Source organism: Mesorhizobium tamadayense (genome assembly GCF_003863365.1).
GTDB lineage: Bacteria > Pseudomonadota > Alphaproteobacteria > Rhizobiales > Rhizobiaceae > Mesorhizobium > Mesorhizobium tamadayense.
On sequence record NZ_RQXT01000001.1, the window covers coordinates 311,398 to 330,801 of the forward strand.

Below are 19,404 nucleotides of genomic sequence, written 5' to 3' on the forward strand. Positions count from 1 at the left end.
GCAGCAGCGAATCTCCCCCCTTGAGGGGGAGATGGCCGGCAGGCCAGAAGGGGTCCTCCGATGACGCGCGCCATCGCCCTTCACGACATCCGCGCCGGGCGTGAGCGCATCGCCGGCAAGATCTTGGCCACCCCAACCGTGCTTTCGCCGTCCCTGACGGATCGCACCGGCCATCCCGTCCACCTCAAGCTGGAGCACCACCAGACCACCGGCGCGTTCAAGCTGCGCGGCGCGTCCAACGCGATCGCCGCGTTGAGCCCGCAAGAAAGATCGCGCGGGGTCGTCGCGGCGTCGACCGGCAATCACGGCCGCGCGCTCGCGCATGCGGCGAAGCTCGAAGGCATGCGCGCGGTGATCTGCATGTCCAGGCTGGTGCCTGAAAACAAGCTCGACGCCATCCGCCGCCTCGGCGCGGACATCCGCATCGTCGGCAACAGCCAGGACGATGCCCAGCGTGAGGTCGACAGGCTCGTCGCGGAGGAGGGGCTGGTGATGCTGCCTCCGTTCGACCATCCCGACATCATCGCCGGGCAAGGCACGCTCGGGTTGGAAATCATGGAGCAGGTGCCGGACGCAGCAAGCGTGCTGGTGCCGCTTTCCGGCGGCGGATTGGCATCGGGCGTCGCCGCGGCCGTGAAGGGGGTGAGCCCGAGCACAAAGGTCATCGGCATCTCGATGGCGCGCGGCGCCGCGATGAAGGCGAGCCTCGACGCCGGCCGGCCCGTGCAGGTCGAGGAACTGCCGACGCTGGCCGATTCACTCGGCGGCGGCATCGGCCTCGACAACCGGCTGACCCTTGCCATGTGCCGCGACCTGCTCGACGACGTCATCCTGCTTTCCGAGGACGAGATCGCCGCCGGCATTCGCCACGCCTATGAACAGGAGCGCGAGATCGTCGAGGGCGCGGGCGCCGTCGGCATCGGCGCGCTGCTCGCAGCCAAGATCAGACCGAGCGGCCCGACGGTGCTTATCCTGTCCGGCCGGAACATCGACATGGCACTGCACCGCAGGATCGTCTGCGGCGAGGAGCCATCAACCGCGGAGCGCGCCGCATGAGCCGCATGACCATCCTGACCGAAGCCGAACTGCGCAAGATCGTGACGCTCGATCTCGATGCTGTCGCCTGCATCGCGAACGCTTTCCGCGCTTTGGCCACGCTGCCGGTGGCGATGCCGCCTATCCTCAGGCTCGACATCCCCGAGCACCGCGGCGAGGTCGACGTGAAGACCGCCTATGTGCCCGGCATCGATGGCTTCGCCATCAAGATAAGCCCTGGATTTTTCGACAATCCGAAGCTCGGCCTGCCCAGCGTCAACGGCATGATGGTGCTGCTTTCGGCCAAGACAGGACTTGTCGAGGCGCTGCTGCTCGACAATGGCTATCTCACCGATATCCGCACTGCCGCCGCCGGCGCGGTAGCGGCCAAGCATCTGTCGCGAGCGGACAGCTCGGTCGCGGCGATCTTCGGCGCCGGCGTGCAGGCCGGATTGCAACTGGAAGCGCTGCGCCTCGTACGGCCGATCGAGGAGGCGCGTATCTGGGCCCGCGACGCCGCCAAGGCCGAGGCGACCGCCGCCCGTCTGCGCGAAAGGCTGGGTATCATGGTGCGCGCCGAGCCGGATGCCGCAAAGGCGGCAGCCGAGGCAGACATCATCGTCACCACCACGCCTTCGACCAAGCCGCTGATCAAGGCCGGTTTCGTCTCGGCCGGCCAGCACATCACTGCCATGGGCTCGGACGCCGAGCACAAGAACGAGATCGCGCCGGCGATCATCCGCATGGCCGATCTCTATGTCGCCGACAGCGCGAAACAGACGCGGCGCCTCGGCGAGCTCCACCACGCGATCGAGGCTGGCGTGATGACTGCCGACGCCGAAGTCACCGAGCTTGGCCAGATCATCGCCGGCGAAAAGCACGGACGACGCTCGGCCGGCGATATAACCATCGCCGACCTTACCGGCACCGGCGTGCAGGACACGGCGATCGCCACTTTAGCCCGCGACCGCGCGCGGGCGGCGAACGCCGGAACCATTTTTGAAAGCTGATTACCTGGCCGCAAGGCCCAACAAACGAGGATCAAGAACGATGCAGCCAAACCTGAAATTCTCGCGAGGCGAATTTGCCGATCGCCTCGCCAAGACGCGAAAAGCCATGGAGGCCAAGGGGGTCGATCTGCTGATCGCCAGCGATCCCTCCAACATGGCCTGGCTGACCGGCTATGACGGCTGGTCCTTCTACGTGCATCAGGCGGTCATCGTGCCGCCTTCGGGCGAGCCGGTCTGGTACGGCCGCGGCCAGGACGCCAATGGCGCCAAGCGCACCGCCTATCTCGCGCATGACAACATCATCGGCTACGCCGACCATTATGTGCAGTCGACCGAGCGGCACCCGATGGACTATCTCGCCAGCGTGCTGGCCGATCGCCGCTGGGACAAGCTCACCATCGGCGTCGAGATGGACAATTACTGGTTCTCGGCGGCCGCCTTCGCCGCTCTGCAGAAGCACCTGCCCAACGCCCGTTTCGTCGACGCCACCGCGCTGGTCAACTGGCAGCGCGCCGTGAAGAGCCCGACCGAGATCGGCTACATGCGCAACGCCGCCCGCATCGTCGAGGCGATGCACCAGCGCATCGTCGACAGGATAGAGGTCGGCATGCGCAAATGCGATCTGGTCGCCGAGATCTACGATGCCGGCACGCGCGGCGTCGAGGGGATCGGCGGCGACTATCCGGCGATCGTGCCGCTCTTGCCGTCGGGCGCCGATGCCTCGGCACCGCATCTGACCTGGGATGACCAGCCGATGAAGGCGGGCGAGGGCACGTTCTTCGAGATCGCCGGCTGCTACAACCGCTACCATTGCCCGCTGTCGCGCACCGTCTTCCTCGGCAAGCCGACACAGGCCTTCCTCGATGCCGAGAAGGCGACGCTGGAGGGCATGCAGGCAGGTCTTGCCGCAGCCAAGCCGGGAAACACCTGCGAGGACATCGCCAATGCGTTCTTCGCCGTGCTGAAGAAGTACGGCATCGTCAAGGACAACCGCACCGGCTATCCGATCGGTCTTTCCTATCCGCCGGACTGGGGCGAGCGCACCATGAGCCTGCGCCCCGGCGACCGCACCGAGCTCAAGCCCGGCATGACCTTCCATTTCATGACCGGTCTGTGGCTGGAGACGATGGGGCTGGAGATCACCGAGTCGATCCTGATCACCGACACCGGTGTCGAGTGCCTGGCCAATGTGCCGCGCAAACTGTTCGTGAAGGACTGAGCCGATGTCAGCTTTGCGTCCATCGCCGATCGCGCCGACCGTCGACTTCGAGCGCGACGGCGTTCAGCACGGCTTCCTGCGCCTGCCTTACAGCCGCGACGATTCGGCCTGGGGCTCGGTGATGATCCCGATCTGCGTGATCCGCAACGGCAATGGGGCGGCGGCGCTGCTTACCGGCGGCAATCATGGCGACGAATATGAGGGGCCATTGGCGCTCTATGAACTCGCCCGCACGCTCGATCCAAGGAATGTCTCCGGCACGGTCATCATCGTGCCGGCGATGAATTATCCGGCCTTCCGCGCCGGCACGCGCACCTCGCCGATCGACAAGGGCAACATGAACCGCTCTTTCCCCGGAAGGCCCGACGGCACGGTGACGGACAAGATCGCCGACTATTTCCAGCGTGAGCTGCTCCCCCGCGCGGACATCGTGCTCGACTTCCACTCAGGCGGAAAGACGCTGGATTTCATGCCGTTCTGCGCGGCACACACGCTGCTGGACAAGGCGCAGGAAGAGAAGGCCTTCGCCGCGGTCGAGGCCTTCTCGGCGCCGTTCTCGATGCGCATGACCGAGATCGACACGGTCGGCATGTATGACACGGCGGCCGAGGAGATGGGCAAGGTCTTCGTCACCACCGAGCTCGGCGGCGGCGGCACGTCCCGGGCCGAGACGGTGCGGATCGCCAGGCGCGGCGTGCTCAACGTGCTTCGCCATGCCGGCATTGTAGCTGGTGCGGTCGAGAAGACTCCAACTCAGTGGCTCGACATGCCGTCGGGCGACTGCTTCGCCTTCGCCGAGGACGACGGCATGATCGAGACCATGGTCGATCTCGGCGGGAAAGTGGAGGAAGGCCAAGTCGTGGCGCGCATCCATTCGACCGGCCGGACCGGCATCGCGCCACAGGAGATCAAGGCAAAAATGTCGGGCCTGCTGGCCGCGCGCCATTTCCCGGGCCTGGTCAAGGCCGGCGATTGCGTCTCAGTGTTGGCCGTCGAGGTCGGTTGATGCCGATCGTAGCGCCAGATCACGCATCGTGCTGAGCGATTGAAGAGGAAGATGACGTACGCAGGCAAATTGCCTGAGTACGGCTCGCGTTCAACCGTGGAATTGGTAGGCGGCAATGGAATCCGGCTTCATCTCGATCGAGAAGCCCGGCGCCGTCGGCGGCATGTAAGCCGCGTTTTCGATGACGCAGGGCTCGAGGAAATGCTCGTGCAGGTGATCGACATATTCGATCACTCGATCCTGCTTGGTGCCTGATACCGCGACATAGTCGATCATCGAGAGGTGCTGGACATATTCGCACAGGCCGACGCCGCCGGCATGCGGCCAGACCGGCAGACCGAACTTGGCGGCGATCAGCAGCACGGCCAGCACCTCGTTGAGGCCGCCCATGCGGCATGAATCGATCTGCACGACATCGATCGCGCCGCCGGCGATGAACTGCTTGAACATGATCCGGTTCTGGCACATCTCGCCGGTCGCGACCTTGATCGGCGCCACGGCCTTGCGGATTTTTGCATGGCCGGCGACGTCGTCCGGGCTGGTCGGCTCCTCGATGAAGAAGGGCTTGGCGAAGGCGAGGTCACCCAGCCAGTCGATCGCCTGGTCGACCTCCCAGACCTGGTTGGCGTCAATCATCAGGTAGCGGTCCGGACCGATCACTTCGCGGGCGATCCTGAGACGGCGGATGTCATCGGCGCGGTCGCGGCCAACTTTCAGCTTGATGTGGTCAAAACCCTGGTCGACCGCTTCTTGGCAGAGCCGCCGCAGTTTGTCGTCGGGATAGCCGAGCCAACCGGCGGAGGTGGTGTAGCAGGCGTAGCCTTCGCGCTCAAGCGTGGCGATACGCTCCTGTTTACCGGCTTCGGCCTTCTTCAGGATCTCCAGCGCTTCGGCCGGCGTGATCGCGTCGGTGAGATAGCGGAAGTCGACGATTCGCGCGATCTCCTCGGGGCTCATCTCGGCGACCAGACGCCAGACCGGTTTGCCGGCTTCCTTCGCCCACAGGTCCCAGACGGCATTGACTACCGCGCCGACCGCAAGATGCATGGCGCCCTTGTCCGGACCGATCCAGCGCAGCTGGCTGTCGCCGGTCACGTGACGCCAGAAACGGCCGGGATCCTCTTTGACCCATTCGAGGTCGAGCCCGACGACCAGATGGCGCAACGCCTCGATGGCCGCGCAGCAGATCTCGTTGCCGCGGCCGATGGTGAAGGTGAGCCCGTGGCCCTTCAGCGACGGGGCGTCGGTGTCGAGGATGACATAGGCCGCGGAATAGTCCGGGTCGGGGTTCATCGCGTCCGAGCCGTCGAGGCTTTGCGACGTCGGAAAGCGCAGGTCGAAGACGCGAAGATCGGTTATGCGGGTCATGCTCGGTGCCTCATCAGATCGACCAGCCGCCATCGATATTATAGGCCTGCCCGGTCGTGTAAGTAGCCCCGGCGAGATAGACGGCGAGATCGGCGATCTCCTCGGCCGTGCCCAGCCTTCCCATGGGCTGGCGGGAGATGAAGGCAGCGCGGGCGGCCTCGTAGTCGCCTTGAGCCCGCATGCGGCTTTCGAGCGAGGGGCTCTCCACCGTGCCGGGGCAGATGGCATTGCAGCGGATTCCCCTGGCGACATAGTCGGCGGCGATCGATTTGGTCAGGCCGATGACGGCCGCCTTGGTCACGCCATAGGCGAAGCGGTTCGGCACGCCCTTTGGGGCGCCGGCGACCGACGCCATGTTGATGATGGCGCCGCCGCCGCGCTCCAGCATGCCGGGCAGCACGGCGCGAATGGTGCGGATCATGGCGCGCACGTTGAGATTGAAAGCGAAGTCGAGGTCCTCGTCCTTCATCTCGAGGATGGAGCCGGAATGGACGAAGCCGGCGCAGTTGAACAGCGCGTCGACGCGGCCGATCTCGGCGAAGGCGGCTTTGACGGCATCGTCGCTCAGCACATCGAGCTTGCGGGTGACGATGCCTTTCTGCCCGTTGAGCTCGGCCAGCGCGGCCTCGTTGATGTCGGTGGCATGCACGGTTGCGCCGGCCGCGGCAAAAGCGAGCACGCTGGCGCGGCCAATGCCTTGCGCAGCCGCGGTGACGACGACGGTCTTGCCGTCCAGTGAATGAGCCATGTCGTGTCTCCTTCCGAATCTCAGGCCGGCTGCTTGCGCCGCTCGACGATATAGATGTGGTCCGCGGCCAGCACCACTTCGTCGCGCTGGTTCAAAACTTCGATGCGTTCGATAACGCGCCCCGACTCGGGCCGTTTCGGGTCGTCCTCCTTCGCGGCGATCGTCGTGCGCGTGCGGATCGTGTCGCCGATGAACACCGGCTTGATGAAGCGGAGCCTGTCATAACCATAGGAGAAGGCGACCGGATTGATGATGGTCGCCGTCAGTCCGACACCGACCGAGAACACCAGCGTGCCATGCGCGATGCGCTGGCCGAAGGGCGTCGTCTTCATGAACTCGGCGTCCATGTGGTGCGGGAAGAAATCGCCGGTGTGGCCGGCATGGACGACGAAATCGGTTTCGGTGATCGTGCGGCCGCCGGTCAGCCGCGACGAACCGATCTCGTAGTCTTCAAAATAGGTGACCTGTTCCATGCCGTTCCTTACGGTTTCCCCGCCAGAGGCGTCGCCGGCGCCGCGCTCGATCGATAGGCGGCTTCCACCAGCGCCATCGTGTTCCAGGCATCCTCGACGGAGCTGACCAGCTCTTTGTCTTCCCCGCAAGCGAAGCGTTGGACATTGGCCATGCGCCCGACAAAGGCGTCGGGGAACCAGGCGCCTGAGAGCGGGACGCTAACCCAGTCGGATCCACCTTTGGGGTAGATCTCCAGCACGTCCGGCTCGCCGCGCGGATAGTCGAGATTGAGGCCGAGCTTGACGTAGGCAGCACCCTCGGTACCGCAGATGCGGAACTCGCAGGCCTGATGGCGGCGCCCGAACTGGTGGTCGTGGTTGATGGAGAGCGCGCAGCGCACAGTGTCGCCATAGTCGAGGATGGCGCTGGTGCGGGTCTGCGCTACGCTGTGATTGGGATGGCCGAGGGTTTTCGCGTGAACCCCCTCGGGGTCGCCGAGCAATTGCCGGATCAGGTCGAGGTAATGGATCGAATGCATGGCGATCTCGACGCGCGGCGCGGTGAGCAGGAATTCCCAAAGCTGCCACGGCGTGGCGAGCGCCAGCCAGGCGTCGAAGTCGACAACCTCGCCCAGCCAGCCCTTGGTGATCGCGTCCTTCAGCGCCAGCATCATCGGCGCGAAGCGGAGCTGGAAGTTCACCGCCGCCTTCAGCTTCTTGGCGCGGCAGATTTCGAGGATCTCGGTCGCCTCGCCGAGATAGTTGCCCATCGGCTTCTGGATCAGCGCCACCGCGCCGTCGGGCAGGGCCTTCAGGACCTCGGCGTGCCGGCCGGGCGGCGTGGCAAGATCGAAGATCGGATCCTTGACGGCTGCCGCCTCGTCCACCGAGCGGAACGCCGTCACGCCCCATTTCTCGGCCAGCGTCTGCGCCTTGGCCTGATCCGGATCATAGAGACCCGCGACCGGAAAGCCGGCCTTGCGATAGGCTGGGAAATGCGCGTCGCCGACGATCGAGCCGGCGCCGAAGGTCACGATCGGGCGCGGCTTCGCAGGGCTTGGCCAGGACTGCGCCAGCGATGCCGGATCGAAGGCGTCAGTCATGGTGGAAGACTTCATCCATCATCGCCCACCATTCGCCCTCCCGCCTGGTCGGCAAAGGCTCCTGGCACGGCATGCACACCGCCCACCATTCCTGGGTCTTGGGGTCCGCGGCCATCTTGGCCATGTCGGCGGCGTAGTCGGTGCCGTGATATTCGAAATAGGAAAACAGCAGGTTCTCCGGCCGCTTGAGGTAGATCGAGTAGTTCTTGATGTTGCAGGCCGAGATCATCTTCAGCACATCCGGCCAGACGGCGGCGTGCAGGCGCACATATTCCTCGACCTTGTCCGGCTTCAGGCCGAGCACCATGCCCATTCGCTGCATCTCAATTCCTCCGTTTTGTGACGGTTGAGCTGAACTCGGCGATGCTGCGCGCCTTGAGAGCCTCGAAATCCCAGTCGATGCCGAGGCCCGGCTCACTCGGCGCCAGCGCATAGCCTTTCTCGATCACCATCTTCTTGCCCGTCAACTCGTCCAGTTGCGGAATGTACTCGACATATTTGCCGTTCGGCACCGCGCAGGCCAGGCTGACATGCAATTCCATCAGGAAATGCGGGCAGACGGGCATGTCGAAGGCTTCCGCCATATGCGCCACCTTCAGCCAGGGCGTGATGCCGCCAATGCGGCCGACATCGACCTGGACGATGTTGCAACCGCCCTTCTGCATATATTCGCGGAAATGGCGGATGGAATAGAGCGACTCGCCGACAGCCACCGGCGTCGCGGTCGAATTCGACAGACGCACATGGCCGTCGATGTCGTCTGCCGGCAGCGGCTCCTCGATCCAGGCGAGATCGAGCTCGCGCAACCGCTCGGCGCGGCGGATGGCTTCATCGACGGAAAAGCCCTGGTTGCAGTCTGTCATGATCTCGTAGCCATCGCCGACGGCCTTGCGCACCGCCGAAAGCCGGGCGAAATCCTCAGAGCCGTGCGGCTTGCCGATCTTGACCTTGGAGCCGGTGAAGCCTTTCGCCTTGGCGGCGAGCGCATCCTCGACAAGTGCGGCCGTCTCGATGTGCAGCCAGCCGCCTTCGGTGGTGTAGAGCGGACAGCGGTCCTTGGCGCCGCCGGCAAGCTTCCAGAGCGGCAGTTTCTGCTTCTTTGCCCGAAGATCCCAGAGCGCGGTGTCGATTGCGGCGAGCGCGATGGCCGTGATGGCGCCGATGGTGGTCGCGTGGGTCGCGAATTCGAGATCGTGCCAGACCGCCTCGATCTGGTCGGCGTCCTGCCCGATCAGGCGCGGCGCGAGGTGGTCGGCCAGAAGCCGCATCACCGAAGAGCCGCCGGTGCCGATCGTATAGCTGTAGCCCATGCCGACCGCGCCGTCGGCATCGGTGATGGTGACGATCGGCGTCTCCTGGCTGACAAAACTCTGGATGGCGTCGGTGCGCTTCACCTTCGGCACCAGATCGACCATTGCAAGCTCGACTTTCTCGATCTTCGCCATCGTCAGACCCTCAGGGATTTGCCGGTTTCCGCGGAAAAGAGATGCGCCCGCGACAGGTCGAAGTGCATTGCGACACGGTCGCCCGCCTTCAACGGCTTGGGGTTCAGCATGCGCGAGACCCAGTCGCGGCGGTCGAATTCGGCGAACACCAGCGTCTCGTTGCCGAGCGGTTCAGTCACTGTCACCGGCAGTTCGATCTCGTGGACGTCGGCGGCATCGCCCGAATGCAGTCCGTGGCCCACGGGGTAGAGATCGTCCGGACGCAGGCCGAACACCACCTTGTCGCCGGCGCTGACATTGGCCTTGAATCGGCCGGGCAGCGGCAGGCTCTGGCCGCCGGCGAAGACGACATTGCCGTCGGCGACCGTCGCCTCGTGCAGGTTCATCGGCGGCGAGCCAATGAAGCCCGCGACGAAGCGCGTCGCCGGCCGCTGGAAGACTTCGTCCGGGGTGCCGACCTGCTCGATATAGCCGTCGCGCATGATGACGATGCGGTCGGCCAGCGTCATCGCCTCGATCTGGTCATGCGTGACGTAGATGACGGTGGACTTCACCTTGGCGTGCAGCTTCTTGATCTCGGTGCGCATCTGCGTGCGCAGCTTAGCGTCGAGATTGCTGAGCGGCTCGTCGAACAGGAAGACGTCCGGGTCGCGCACGATGGCGCGGCCCATGGCGACGCGCTGGCGCTGGCCGCCGGAAAGCTGGGAGGGACGGCGCTCGAGCAGCGCATCGAGGCCGAGGATGGCCGAAGCCTCGGCGACGCGGCGGTCCATCTCCTCTTTCGGCGCGCCGGCGATCTTCAGCGAGAAGCCGAGATTCTCGCGCACTGTCATGTGCGGATAGAGCGCGTAGGACTGGAACACCATCGAGATGTTGCGCGAGCGCGGCGGCAGGTCGTTGACGATGCGGTCGCCGATCTCGATCGTGCCGCCGGAGATGTCCTCCAGCCCGGCGATCATACGGAGCGTGGTCGACTTGCCGCAGCCCGACGGTCCGACCAGTGCAATGAATTCGCGGTCGGAGACGTCGAGGTCGATGCCGTGCACGATCTCCATGTTGCCGTAACGCTTGGTCAGTTTCTTGAGCGAGACTATCGCCATCGGATCAACCTTTCACCGCGCCGGAGGTGAGGCCGCCGACGAGGTGTTTCTGGACGATGAAGGTGAGGATAAGCGCCGGAATGATCATCACCACGGCCAGCGCGCACATGCCGCGCCAATCGATGGTGAATTCGGCGGTGTAGTCGAGCAGCCCGACGGGCAGCGTCTTCGAATTGATCGAGCGCGTCAGCTGCGAGGCAAGAGCGAACTCGTTCCAGGAGGTAAGGAAGGCGAAGATGCCGGCGGACGCGATACCCGGTCCGGCCAGCGGAAACTCGACCTGCCAGAACGCCTGCCAGCGCGTGCAGCCGTCGATCTGCGCGGCCTCGGCGAGATCCTTCGGCACTTGGCGAAAGAAGCCGTCGATCAGCCAGATGGTGAACGGCACGTTGAGCGCAACATAGGCCAGGATCAAGCCGAAATGCGTGTCGATGATGTCGAGCCGCGCATAGACGAAGAACAGCGGCAACGACAGCGCGATACCGGGCACGGTGCGCGTCAGCATCAGGCCTAGGAACATCGCCGACTTGCCGCGGAACCTGTAGCGGGCGAAGGCGTAACCGCCGGCCATGCCGATGGCGATCGCAATGACGGTCGATGTCACCGAGATGATGAGCGAATTGCGGAAATAGTCGACGACCGGAATGCCGCCCTTGCCGACGCCGCTGAACATGGCGACGTAGGCATCGAGCGAGACCTGCTGCGGGATCCAGACCGGCGGTTTGGCGAGGATCTCGACCGTCGGCCGCAGCGAGGACAGCACGATCCAGATGCCGGGCAGGCAGATGAAAAGCATGGCGAGGAACAGGCCGACGCGATGCGCGACGGTCGCTACGCGGCGTTTCAGGCGGGCGGATGCGTTGGCTTCCATCGTCACCACTCCGCGCCGATCTGAGTGCGCGCCGCGGCGAGCTTCCTGAAAAAGTAGACGGTGAAGACGATCGACAGCAGGATCGAGAAATAGGCCATCGCGTTGGCCACGCCCATGCGCGCATCGCTGTAGGCGGTGCGCGCGACCAGCGTCCACAACAGTTCGGTGCGGCCGGCCGGGCCGCCATCCGTCATGATCTTGACGATGTCGTAGGCGCGCGCGACGTCGAGCGAGCGGATGGTCATGGCGATATAGGCGAAGGGCATGATGAAGGGCCAGGTCACATAGCGGAAGGTCTGCCACGGTGTGCAGCCGTCGACGCGCGCCGCCTCGACAGGCTCCTTCGGCATGGCAAGCAGGCCGGCAAGGATCAGGATCGCGAAGATCGAGGTCGAGGACCAGATCTCGGCGATCGAAATGGCGATGAAGGCGAGGTGGCCTTCGATCAGCCAGGGGATCGCCTCCTGCGTCAGGCCGAGCGACTGCAGCGCGTTGTTCACCAGCCCGATATTGTCGTTGAACATGAACTTGAACTGGAAGCCGACCAGGATCGGCGAGAACATCATCGGAAACATCATGATGGTGCGCAGGACCCGCTGGCCGCGGCTGGCCTTCTCGACCAGCAGCGCGAGGCCGAGCCCAAGCAGCATCTCGAGATTGAGCGCGATGGTGAGCAGAAGCACGGTGCGGCCGAAGGCCCACCAGAAATTCGCGTCGGACAGGATGTTGCGATAGTTGCGCAGGCCGATGAAGGTGAAGAAGGTTTCGGGACGCGTCAGCCTGAACGGCGTGAAGCTGGAATAGAAAGACAGGCACAGCGGCACGACCACCACCGCCGCCAGCACGAGCACGGCCGGCAGCAGGAGAAGGGTTGGCGCGGAAAGCCGCTTGGCCGTCATGCAATGTCCCAAAGATGTTTGCGCGGCCGGCGATCGTGTCGCAGGACGGCCGCATCGGTCAAAGCGGCGCCGGTCACGAGGACCGGCGCCGCCGGGAGGATAGTCCTTAGAGCTTGCCGGCGTCCTCGAGGATCTGCGTCGCCTTGGCGGCAGCGTCGTCCAGCGCCTGCTTGGAGGTCTTGTCGCCGAGGATGGCGGCCTGCAGTTCCGGGTAGACGGCGTTGGAGATCTCGATCCACTCCGGCGTTTGCGGCACCGGGAAGGCGTTCTTGGCAGCCTCCTGGAAGGCCTGCAGAACTTCGGTCTTGTAAGGATCGGACTTCGCCTGCTCGAGGTCCCACTCCCACACCTTGGTGCGGGTGGGCAGCGGGCCGGCGGCGGCCTCCAGCTTCTGGCTGTCCTCGTTGGTCAGCCACCAGACCAGAGAGGCGGCGGCTTCCTTGCTGGCGCAGTTCTCGGTCACCGAGAAGCCATGCGCGCCGGACCAGCCCGATCGCTTGCCGGACGAGCCCTTGGGCTGAACCTTGACGCCGACATTGCCGGCGACCTTGGACGACTTCGGGTCGTTGAAGAAGCCGGCCCAGCCCGGCCAGTCGAGATTGATCGCCACGGTGCCTGAGGCGAAGCCCTGGCCGAGGTCGTCCCACAGATAGTTGGTCGTGCCGGCAGGCACTGCCTTGGCCTTGTAGAGGTTGACGAACCAGTCGAGCGCCTTGACGCCGGCCTCCGAGTTGAAGGCCGGCTTGCCGTCCTTGTCGAGATATTCGCCGCCGTCGGCGATCAGCATCTCGAAGAAGCGGCCGTTGATCGCCTCTTCCTTGCCGGCATATTGCGTGCCGTAGAAATCGGGCGGGCTGGCGAAGAATTCGGCCTGCTGCGCCATCTCGTCGAACGTGTCCGGCGGCGCGAGGTCCTCGCCGTATTTCTCCTTGTAAGCTTTCTTCTTAGCCTCGTCCTGGTAGAGGCTCTTCTGGTAATAGAGCGCCGAGACATCGAACTGCGCGCGCGGCAGCATCACCAGCTTGCCGTCGAGCGTGCCGGCCGCGATGTTGGCCGGCACGAAGGCGTCGATCTCCTCCTTCGGCAGCAGCTTGGCGAGGTCGGTGTAGATGCCCGGATATTGCGGCGCGAACGAGGTGTGGTTGGAGCCGACGCACCAGGTGATCGAGTTGGAAGCGATGTCCGACTTGATCTCCTTGTCGAGATCGAAATGGTTCTTCTTGGAGATGACATTGACCTTGGCGCCGGTCGCCTTCTCCCACTCGCCAATGCGCTCGTAGAGTTTCTCGTATTGCTGGCCGCCGATCAGCTTGGCGTCGATGGTGACGCCGGGAAACTTGCCCGGCAGGTCGGCCGCGAACGCCGCGCCCGACGCCATGACCAATGCGCCGGCGGCGACGCCGGAAAGCAGTCTGTTCATGAGTATCCTCCCTGGGACGGCAGTACGCCGCCGTGACCTTGAAGCTCGTCGCTTCATTCATATGCAAACAAATTATTCATAAATCGTCAAGCCGAAACTTCTTCCCATGAAGGCTCTCTTGCGTATATGAAGATAGAAATTCACCAGAGGGGCATCCGGTGCAGGACGACGAGGAAGACCGATATCGCGCGCCGGCTCTGGACAAGGGGCTGGACATCCTGGAGCTGCTGGCCAGCGTCGATGGCGGCCTGACCCAGGCCGAGATCGCCAAGCGTCTGGACCGCAGCCCCAACGAGTTCTACCGGATGCTCGACCGGCTGGTGAAACGCGGATACGTCACCCGCCCCGACGGCGACCGCTACTCGCTGACACTGAAGCTCTTCGGGCTCGGCCAGTTGCATGCGCCGGTGCGCAGGCTGGTCTCCTACGCCACCTCGATCATGCGCGAGCTGGCCGAGACCACGTGGCAGGCGAACCAGCTCGTGGTGTTCGACCGCGGCAATGCCGTGGTTATCGCCCAGCAGGAAGCGCCGCATTACTGGGGCATCTCGATCCGCGTCGGCTCGCACATCAGCCTGTTCGACACCGGATCGGGGCATGTGCTCTTAGCGTTCCGCTCGCCGGAAGAGCGCGAGATGATGATCGCCGAGCATCTGCGCACCAACGAAGAGATGAAGCAGTCGCCCGACTTCTTCGCCCGCCTCGACCAGGTGCGCGACCGGGGCTACGAGATGATGGCCTCTCTGCAGACGGCCGGCGTCTACAATCTGTCGGCGCCAGTGATCGGCTCGGACGGCCGAGGCATCGCGGCGCTCACCATCCCCTACATCACTCTGGTCAACGCGCCAGCCGCGCCCGATATCACCAGGACGATCACGCTGCTGCAGGCCGCCGCGGCGAAGCTGTCGCAGCTCGCCGGCTCGGATATGCAGATGCGGATATAATTCTTATTTGAATGATGAATTCTCCCGTGAGATGATCGAATCTATGTTTTGATGCATGTCGTTTTTCGTAAAACCGCTGCACAGTTTTGGGCGACACGCATAAGCGCGACAAGGGAGGAAGCCATGATCGTCGACACGCACCTGCATCTCATCGACAAGACGGCGCTGCGCTATCCGTGGCTGTCCGGGGTGCCGGCGCTCGACCGTGATTTTTCCCAAGATGAATACTCCACCGAGGCGCGTCGCGCGGGCATAGAGCTGGCGCTGCATATGGAGGTCGACGTCGACCCGGCCGATATCGCGGCCGAGACGACCCATGTCGAAGGATTGTCGAAGAAGCCGGGCAGCCTGGTGAGGGGCGCGATCGTCTCCTGCCGACCGGAAGAGGCTGGCTTCGCCGCCTGGCTGGACAAGGTGAAGGCCGATCCCTTCGTCAAGGGTTTCCGCCGCGTGCTGCATGTCGTGCCTGACGATGTTTCCGAGGGCGCCCTGTTCCGCGAGAACATCAAACGTATCGCCGGCAGCGGGCTGACCTTCGATCTCTGCGTCCTGCCGAGGCAGATGAAACAGGCAATCGCGCTGGTCGATCTGGCGCCGGACGTGCAGTTCGTCCTTGATCATTGCGGCGTGCCCGACATCAAGGGCAAGGCCGAGCATCCCTGGCGCGAGCAGATCGCCGAGATCGCGCGGCGCCCCAATGTCGTCGGCAAGATCTCCGGCGTCGTCGCCTATGCCGATCCCGCGATCTGGACCGCCGAGACGCTTCGGCCCTATGTCGAGCACACGATCGGAAGCTTCGGCTGGGACCGCGTCGTGTGGGGCAGCGACTGGCCGGTCTGCACCTTGGGCGGCGGGCTGCTTGGCTGGGTGGCGGCGACGCATGCGCTCCTTGCCGGCGCGAGCGAGACCGAGCGCGCGAGGCTGCTCTCCGGCAATGCGAAGAAGCTCTGGCGGCTGTAAGCCCTAACGGCGCTGCGCAGGTTGGGTGACATACATTAGCCGGCGACGGCCGGCGCGAAACTCTCCTGGAAAAGGCGGTTGATGTCGGCGACGACGCGCTGCGCATCCTCTCTGCCGGCAAGGCCCTCGTTGAGGCGGTCGGACGCTGCCTGCTGAAAGGGCATGTAGCCGTCATGCCGCGGGCGCACCCAGGCGCCTTCCAGCGTTGTCCGCGTGCCGCGATAGAAGTCGCCGGTCGCGGCATTGACGGCTTCGTCCTCCCAGGCGGCGGCATGGCCGGGCTGGCCGCCGGCGGCGGCATAGGGGCCGCGCTGCACGTCGCCGCTGGCGATCCAGTAGGCGAAGTCGATCGCTTCCTTGCTCGCAGTGGAGAAGGCCGAGACGGCGATGCCGGTGCCGCCGAGGGCGGAGCCGACCGAGCCGTTGCCGCCCACGGACGGCATGTCGCAAAAGGCGAGCCGGTTCGGTCGGAACCCGGCTTTCGCATAAGGCACGTAGCCATAGATCAGCGGCGCGCAGGCGATGCGAGAGGTGGCTTCGGCCATCTTCTCGAACACCGCGATCGGATCCATCGTCAGGCATTGCGGATCGACGAGCGCTGCCATCTCGCGCAGCATTTCGAGGACGGTTTCGCCGGTCTCGGGATCGACCAGATCGTCCGGCCCGTCGACGGCGCATGGCCGGCCGAGATCGGCGGCCATCGTGAAGAAGCACATCAGCGAATGCGGCGGCCTGAGCGGCAGGAGCACGCGGCCCTGCTGGGCAAGCTCCAGCACTTCGGTCCAGATCGTCGGCGCTGCCTCGATCAAATCGGGCCGCCAGGCCTGCACCTGTGTCGCGGCATCGATCGGAAAGGCCCATTGCCGCCCCTGCCAGGCGTAGCTTGGGTAGGATCGGCCGACGCTTGCCCTCGCGAGCGCTTCGCGTTCCGCCTCGCGGCCCGGCACGTCGAGCGGCGCCAGGCACTTCTCGGCGGTGATCTTGCCGACATGCGGATGATCGATGACGATCAGGTCATACGCGCGGGCAAGTTCCTCCACCGGGAAGGATTCGAAATCCTGCAGCGAGCGCTTCTCCCATTCGACCGAGACGCCGGTCTTTTCCTGCCAAAGCCTGGAGCAGGCGACCATCGGATCGTAGCCGCGCGGATGGCTCCAGGTCATGCCCTTGATCACGGTCACAGGCCGAACTCCGCTCGGATTTTCCCGCTGTGCTCGCCGACGAGCGGCGCTGCCCGCTCGACCCTGGCGCGCACGCCGTCGACCCTCAGCGGCGACCTGGTGGTGTGGATCACAACGCCGTCCTCGCGCGTCACGGTCTGCAGCAGGTCGAGCGCCTTGAAGCCCTCGCTCTCCAGCATCTCGTTCCAGTTCAGGACCTTCGCGCACCAGATGTCGGCGGGCTCGAGGATCGCCAGCCATTCATCGACCGACTTCTGCGCGATGCGCTGGGCGATGATCACCTTGATCTCGTCGCGGGCGGTGAACCAGGTCGGCGGCTGGTCGCGATAGGGCGCCAGCGCGTCGATCTCGAGCAGATCGGCCAGTTTCGGGATCGGCGTCATGGCGATCGCCAGGAAGCCGTCCTTCGCCGGATAGACGCCGTAAGGCGCCGCCAGATAGGCGTGGGCACTGCGGAAGGACGAGCGGCGCGGCAGGCGCCGGCCGTCATTGAGATGGGTCGTCAGAACCTCGAACTGGAAGTCGATCAGCGCCTCAAGCAGGCTGGTCTCGACATGGCCGCCTTCGCCGGTGATGCCGCGCCGGACAAGCGCTGCGAGGATGCCTTGCGCGCAGGCGGCGCCCGCCAGCATGTCGGCGATCGCCAGGCCGAACGGCACCGGACCCTGATCCTCGTCGCCGTTCAGCCACATCACACCGGAGCGCGCCTGGGCGAGCAGATCCTGGCCCGGACGCTTCACCCACGGGCCTTCCTCGCCATAGCCGCTGATCGAGGCATAGATCAGGCGCGGATTGAGCGTGCGCACATGCTCATAGTCGAGGCCGAGGCGCTCGATGACGCCGGGCCGGAAATTCTGGATCAGCACGTCGGCCTTCGCGAGCAACCCGCGCAACGCTTTCAGGTCGTCCTCGTTCTTCAGATCGACCGCGAAGCTTTCCTTGGCCCGGTTGATGGCGTGGAAGATGGTGGAATCGCCGCCGATCTCGGTGTCGCTGAGATAGAGCCGGCGCGACAGGTCGCCGCCATCGGGCCGCTCGATCTTGATGACGCGGGCGCCGAGGTCGAGAAGCCTCAGCGAGCAGTAGGGTCCCGACAGGAACTGGCTCATGTCGACAACGACAAGGCCGGACAGCGGCAGGTCGGCAGCCATGGTCACTTCTCCGTCTTGCCGGCGAAATCGGCCGGGTTCTTGTACTTCACGGTCTGAAGATGCTCGCAGTAGAGCACCAGCTCACCTTCGCCCTTGAATACTTCGTAGCTGGCGCGGATCAGCCCCATGTCCTTGTAGCGGGGGCGCTTTTCCATGTTGGTGCGGATCGAATAGATGGTGTCGCCGATGAAGACCGGCTTGATGAAGCGGAGCTTGTCGTAGCCGTAGGAAAAGGCGTTGACGCAATTGGTGGCGACGAGGCCGAGCCCGGCGGAGAAGACGAACGCGCCCGCCACCAGACGCTTGCCGAAAATGCCTTCACGCTCAGCGAACATCTGATCCTGCACGTAAGGGTGGATGTCGAGCACCAGGGTGTTGAAGAGATGGCTGTCGCCTTCGGCCATGGTGCGCCGGAGCGAGCGGATTTTCTGGCCGACGGGCCAATCCTCGTAAAACCAGTTTTCGGCGTTCCACACCGGCAGCTCGGCGTGATCGGCCGGCATGTCGGAGGGGCGTGTCGAAGCGACGCCGACGGTGGGCGGGAAGCTGGTCATTGTCCTGTTCGTCCGCTGCCGGAGAATAGGCCGCGCCGCCCGGCCAAGGCCGGAGCCAGACACAATCGATCCTCCCCAAAGTCTTTTCTTGTGAAGATTATATTCACATATGAGATTTCGGTACAAGCGGGTCGGACGGAAATTTTGCCCGTCAGGCCGAAGCGGCTTTGCTCGGCTGCGCGAAGGCCGACTTTGGACATCCACGAAATCGTGTGACGGTTCCGAGAAATCACGCAGGAAAGAATATTAGTTAATCCTACAACTCTTTGCCGCCGGAAAGGTTGTAAAGCGCGGATTGCTCGTTGTGCGCACGGCGCGCGACATGGCATCGCCAAATCCGGCCAATAAAATTCGCGTCGATGGCGGTGTAATTCGTTGGTAATCGATCGCCAGGATAATGCCGATCTCGATCATATCCGGTGCCTTTTTTCTTGAGTCGACTATGGCGGTTCTCGGTGCATTCCCTCCCGGTGTCGGCTGCCGACCCTTCGACGAGGAGGATTGGGAAGGCGTGGCGGATTGCCTGCACAGGGGCTTTCCGGAGCGCAGCCATGGCTATTGGATCGAGGCGCTGACCCGCCTGTCGCAGCGGCCCGCGGTCGCCGATTTTCCGCGATATGGTTTCGTCCTCGAGAAGTCGGGCCGGGTCGTCGGCGCCGTGCTCACGCTCTATGCCAGGCATAGCGGTCTGGAGGGCGACGAAATCCGCTGCAACCTCTCGAGCTGGTCCGTGGACGCGGAGTTCCGGCCCTATGCCAGCAGGAATGATCGCGACGGTCATCATGCACGCAGGGACGTGGTCTATACCAATATTTCCCCATCGCCCGCAGGGCTGTCCGGGGAAAGTTATTCATATATGAAGGCCATCTGATTGGGAGAGGCTGGGTCTCTTGGCCGGCTTGGATTGACCGGTGGCGGCTTGTCGATGGTGTGCATTT

At 64.4% G+C, this 19,404-nt stretch carries 21 protein-coding genes; 7 read left to right on the top strand and 14 right to left on the bottom strand.

Translation table 11 applies throughout. The annotated features are described in order from the left end of the window. The first annotated feature begins 60 nt into the window (after positions 1-60). The 4 genes from eutB to doeB are packed head-to-tail and all read left to right on the top strand — an operon-like array spanning position 61 to position 4,270. The gene (gene eutB / locus EH240_RS01585; protein ID WP_124995655.1) at positions 61-1,056 is read left to right on the top strand and encodes a hydroxyectoine utilization dehydratase EutB; all 996 of its coding nucleotides are present in this window, start codon (positions 61-63) and stop codon (positions 1,054-1,056) included. Next, complete coding sequence (locus EH240_RS01590; RefSeq protein WP_124995656.1) at positions 1,053-2,045, top strand: cyclodeaminase; 993 nt, start codon at positions 1,053-1,055, stop codon at positions 2,043-2,045. Before eutB ends, EH240_RS01590 begins: the two co-directional genes overlap by 4 nt. Positions 2,046-2,085: 40 nt before the next feature. Further along, on the top strand, positions 2,086-3,264 hold the full coding sequence (gene doeA, locus EH240_RS01595) for an ectoine hydrolase DoeA (RefSeq protein WP_124995657.1): 1,179 nt from the start codon (positions 2,086-2,088) through the stop codon (positions 3,262-3,264). Between the two features lie 4 nt (positions 3,265-3,268). Beyond that, the gene (gene doeB / locus EH240_RS01600) at positions 3,269-4,270 is read left to right on the top strand and encodes a N(2)-acetyl-L-2,4-diaminobutanoate deacetylase DoeB (RefSeq protein WP_124995658.1); all 1,002 of its coding nucleotides are present in this window, start codon (positions 3,269-3,271) and stop codon (positions 4,268-4,270) included. A 90-nt stretch (positions 4,271-4,360) separates the two neighbouring features. On the opposite strand, the gene EH240_RS01605 is transcribed toward doeB, so the two are convergent. The 10 genes from EH240_RS01605 to EH240_RS01650 form a co-directional block, all read right to left on the bottom strand. Beyond that, a complete protein-coding gene (locus EH240_RS01605) occupies positions 4,361-5,638 on the bottom strand; it encodes an L-fuconate dehydratase (protein WP_124995659.1) in 1,278 nt (425 codons plus the stop codon). Positions 5,639-5,651: 13 nt separating this feature from the next. Then, positions 5,652-6,386 (bottom strand): SDR family oxidoreductase, encoded by a 735-nt coding sequence (locus EH240_RS01610; protein ID WP_124995660.1) that lies wholly within the window; start codon positions 6,384-6,386, stop codon positions 5,652-5,654. A gap of 20 nt (positions 6,387-6,406) precedes the next feature. Next, the gene (locus EH240_RS01615) at positions 6,407-6,859 is read right to left on the bottom strand and encodes a MaoC/PaaZ C-terminal domain-containing protein (protein ID WP_124995661.1); all 453 of its coding nucleotides are present in this window, start codon (positions 6,857-6,859) and stop codon (positions 6,407-6,409) included. Positions 6,860-6,867: 8 nt separating this feature from the next. Continuing rightward, complete coding sequence (locus EH240_RS01620; RefSeq protein ID WP_124995689.1) at positions 6,868-7,941, bottom strand: Gfo/Idh/MocA family protein; 1,074 nt, start codon at positions 7,939-7,941, stop codon at positions 6,868-6,870. Continuing rightward, positions 7,934-8,263: an L-rhamnose mutarotase gene (locus tag EH240_RS01625; protein ID WP_124995662.1), complete on the bottom strand. Its 330-nt coding sequence runs from the start codon at positions 8,261-8,263 to the stop codon at positions 7,934-7,936. The genes EH240_RS01620 and EH240_RS01625 overlap by 8 nt, the downstream gene beginning before the upstream one ends. 1 nt (position 8,264) lies before the next feature. Continuing rightward, complete coding sequence (locus tag EH240_RS01630; RefSeq protein ID WP_124995663.1) at positions 8,265-9,386, bottom strand: mandelate racemase/muconate lactonizing enzyme family protein; 1,122 nt, start codon at positions 9,384-9,386, stop codon at positions 8,265-8,267. A 2-nt stretch (positions 9,387-9,388) separates the two neighbouring features. Continuing rightward, the gene (locus tag EH240_RS01635; RefSeq protein ID WP_124995664.1) at positions 9,389-10,486 is read right to left on the bottom strand and encodes an ABC transporter ATP-binding protein; all 1,098 of its coding nucleotides are present in this window, start codon (positions 10,484-10,486) and stop codon (positions 9,389-9,391) included. Between the two features lie 4 nt (positions 10,487-10,490). Next, positions 10,491-11,357 (bottom strand): carbohydrate ABC transporter permease, encoded by an 867-nt coding sequence (locus tag EH240_RS01640; protein WP_124995665.1) that lies wholly within the window; start codon positions 11,355-11,357, stop codon positions 10,491-10,493. A 2-nt stretch (positions 11,358-11,359) separates the two neighbouring features. Continuing rightward, positions 11,360-12,256, bottom strand: a complete 897-nt coding sequence (locus EH240_RS01645) for a carbohydrate ABC transporter permease (RefSeq protein WP_124995666.1) — start codon at positions 12,254-12,256, stop codon at positions 11,360-11,362. 106 nt (positions 12,257-12,362) lie between these two features. After that, a complete protein-coding gene (locus EH240_RS01650) occupies positions 12,363-13,676 on the bottom strand; it encodes a type 2 periplasmic-binding domain-containing protein (RefSeq protein ID WP_124995667.1) in 1,314 nt (437 codons plus the stop codon). A 158-nt stretch (positions 13,677-13,834) separates the two neighbouring features. On the opposite strand from EH240_RS01650, the gene EH240_RS01655 reads away from it, so the two are divergent. Beyond that, a complete protein-coding gene (locus EH240_RS01655) occupies positions 13,835-14,620 on the top strand; it encodes an IclR family transcriptional regulator (RefSeq protein ID WP_124995668.1) in 786 nt (261 codons plus the stop codon). A 123-nt stretch (positions 14,621-14,743) separates the two neighbouring features. Continuing rightward, positions 14,744-15,580, top strand: a complete 837-nt coding sequence (locus EH240_RS01660) for an amidohydrolase family protein (RefSeq protein ID WP_124995669.1) — start codon at positions 14,744-14,746, stop codon at positions 15,578-15,580. A gap of 35 nt (positions 15,581-15,615) precedes the next feature. Here the strand turns inward: EH240_RS01660 and EH240_RS01665 are convergent, their stop codons facing one another. From EH240_RS01665 to EH240_RS37795, 4 genes are all read right to left on the bottom strand, one after another. After that, positions 15,616-16,743 (bottom strand): extracellular solute-binding protein, encoded by a 1,128-nt coding sequence (locus EH240_RS01665; protein ID WP_124995690.1) that lies wholly within the window; start codon positions 16,741-16,743, stop codon positions 15,616-15,618. A gap of 14 nt (positions 16,744-16,757) precedes the next feature. Further along, positions 16,758-17,912, bottom strand: coding sequence for a CaiB/BaiF CoA transferase family protein (locus tag EH240_RS01670; RefSeq protein ID WP_425374761.1), 1,155 nt, complete (start codon positions 17,910-17,912; stop codon positions 16,758-16,760). A 2-nt stretch (positions 17,913-17,914) separates the two neighbouring features. After that, on the bottom strand, positions 17,915-18,466 hold the full coding sequence (locus tag EH240_RS01675; RefSeq protein WP_124995671.1) for a MaoC family dehydratase: 552 nt from the start codon (positions 18,464-18,466) through the stop codon (positions 17,915-17,917). 246 nt (positions 18,467-18,712) lie between these two features. Then, positions 18,713-18,880: a hypothetical protein gene (locus EH240_RS37795; protein ID WP_167483889.1), complete on the bottom strand. Its 168-nt coding sequence runs from the start codon at positions 18,878-18,880 to the stop codon at positions 18,713-18,715. On the opposite strand from EH240_RS37795, the gene EH240_RS01680 reads away from it, so the two are divergent. Next, a complete protein-coding gene (locus tag EH240_RS01680) occupies positions 18,864-19,337 on the top strand; it encodes a hypothetical protein (RefSeq protein ID WP_206075213.1) in 474 nt (157 codons plus the stop codon). The two genes, EH240_RS37795 and EH240_RS01680, sit on opposite strands and share 17 nt — an antisense overlap. The last annotated feature ends 67 nt before the right edge of the window (positions 19,338-19,404 follow it).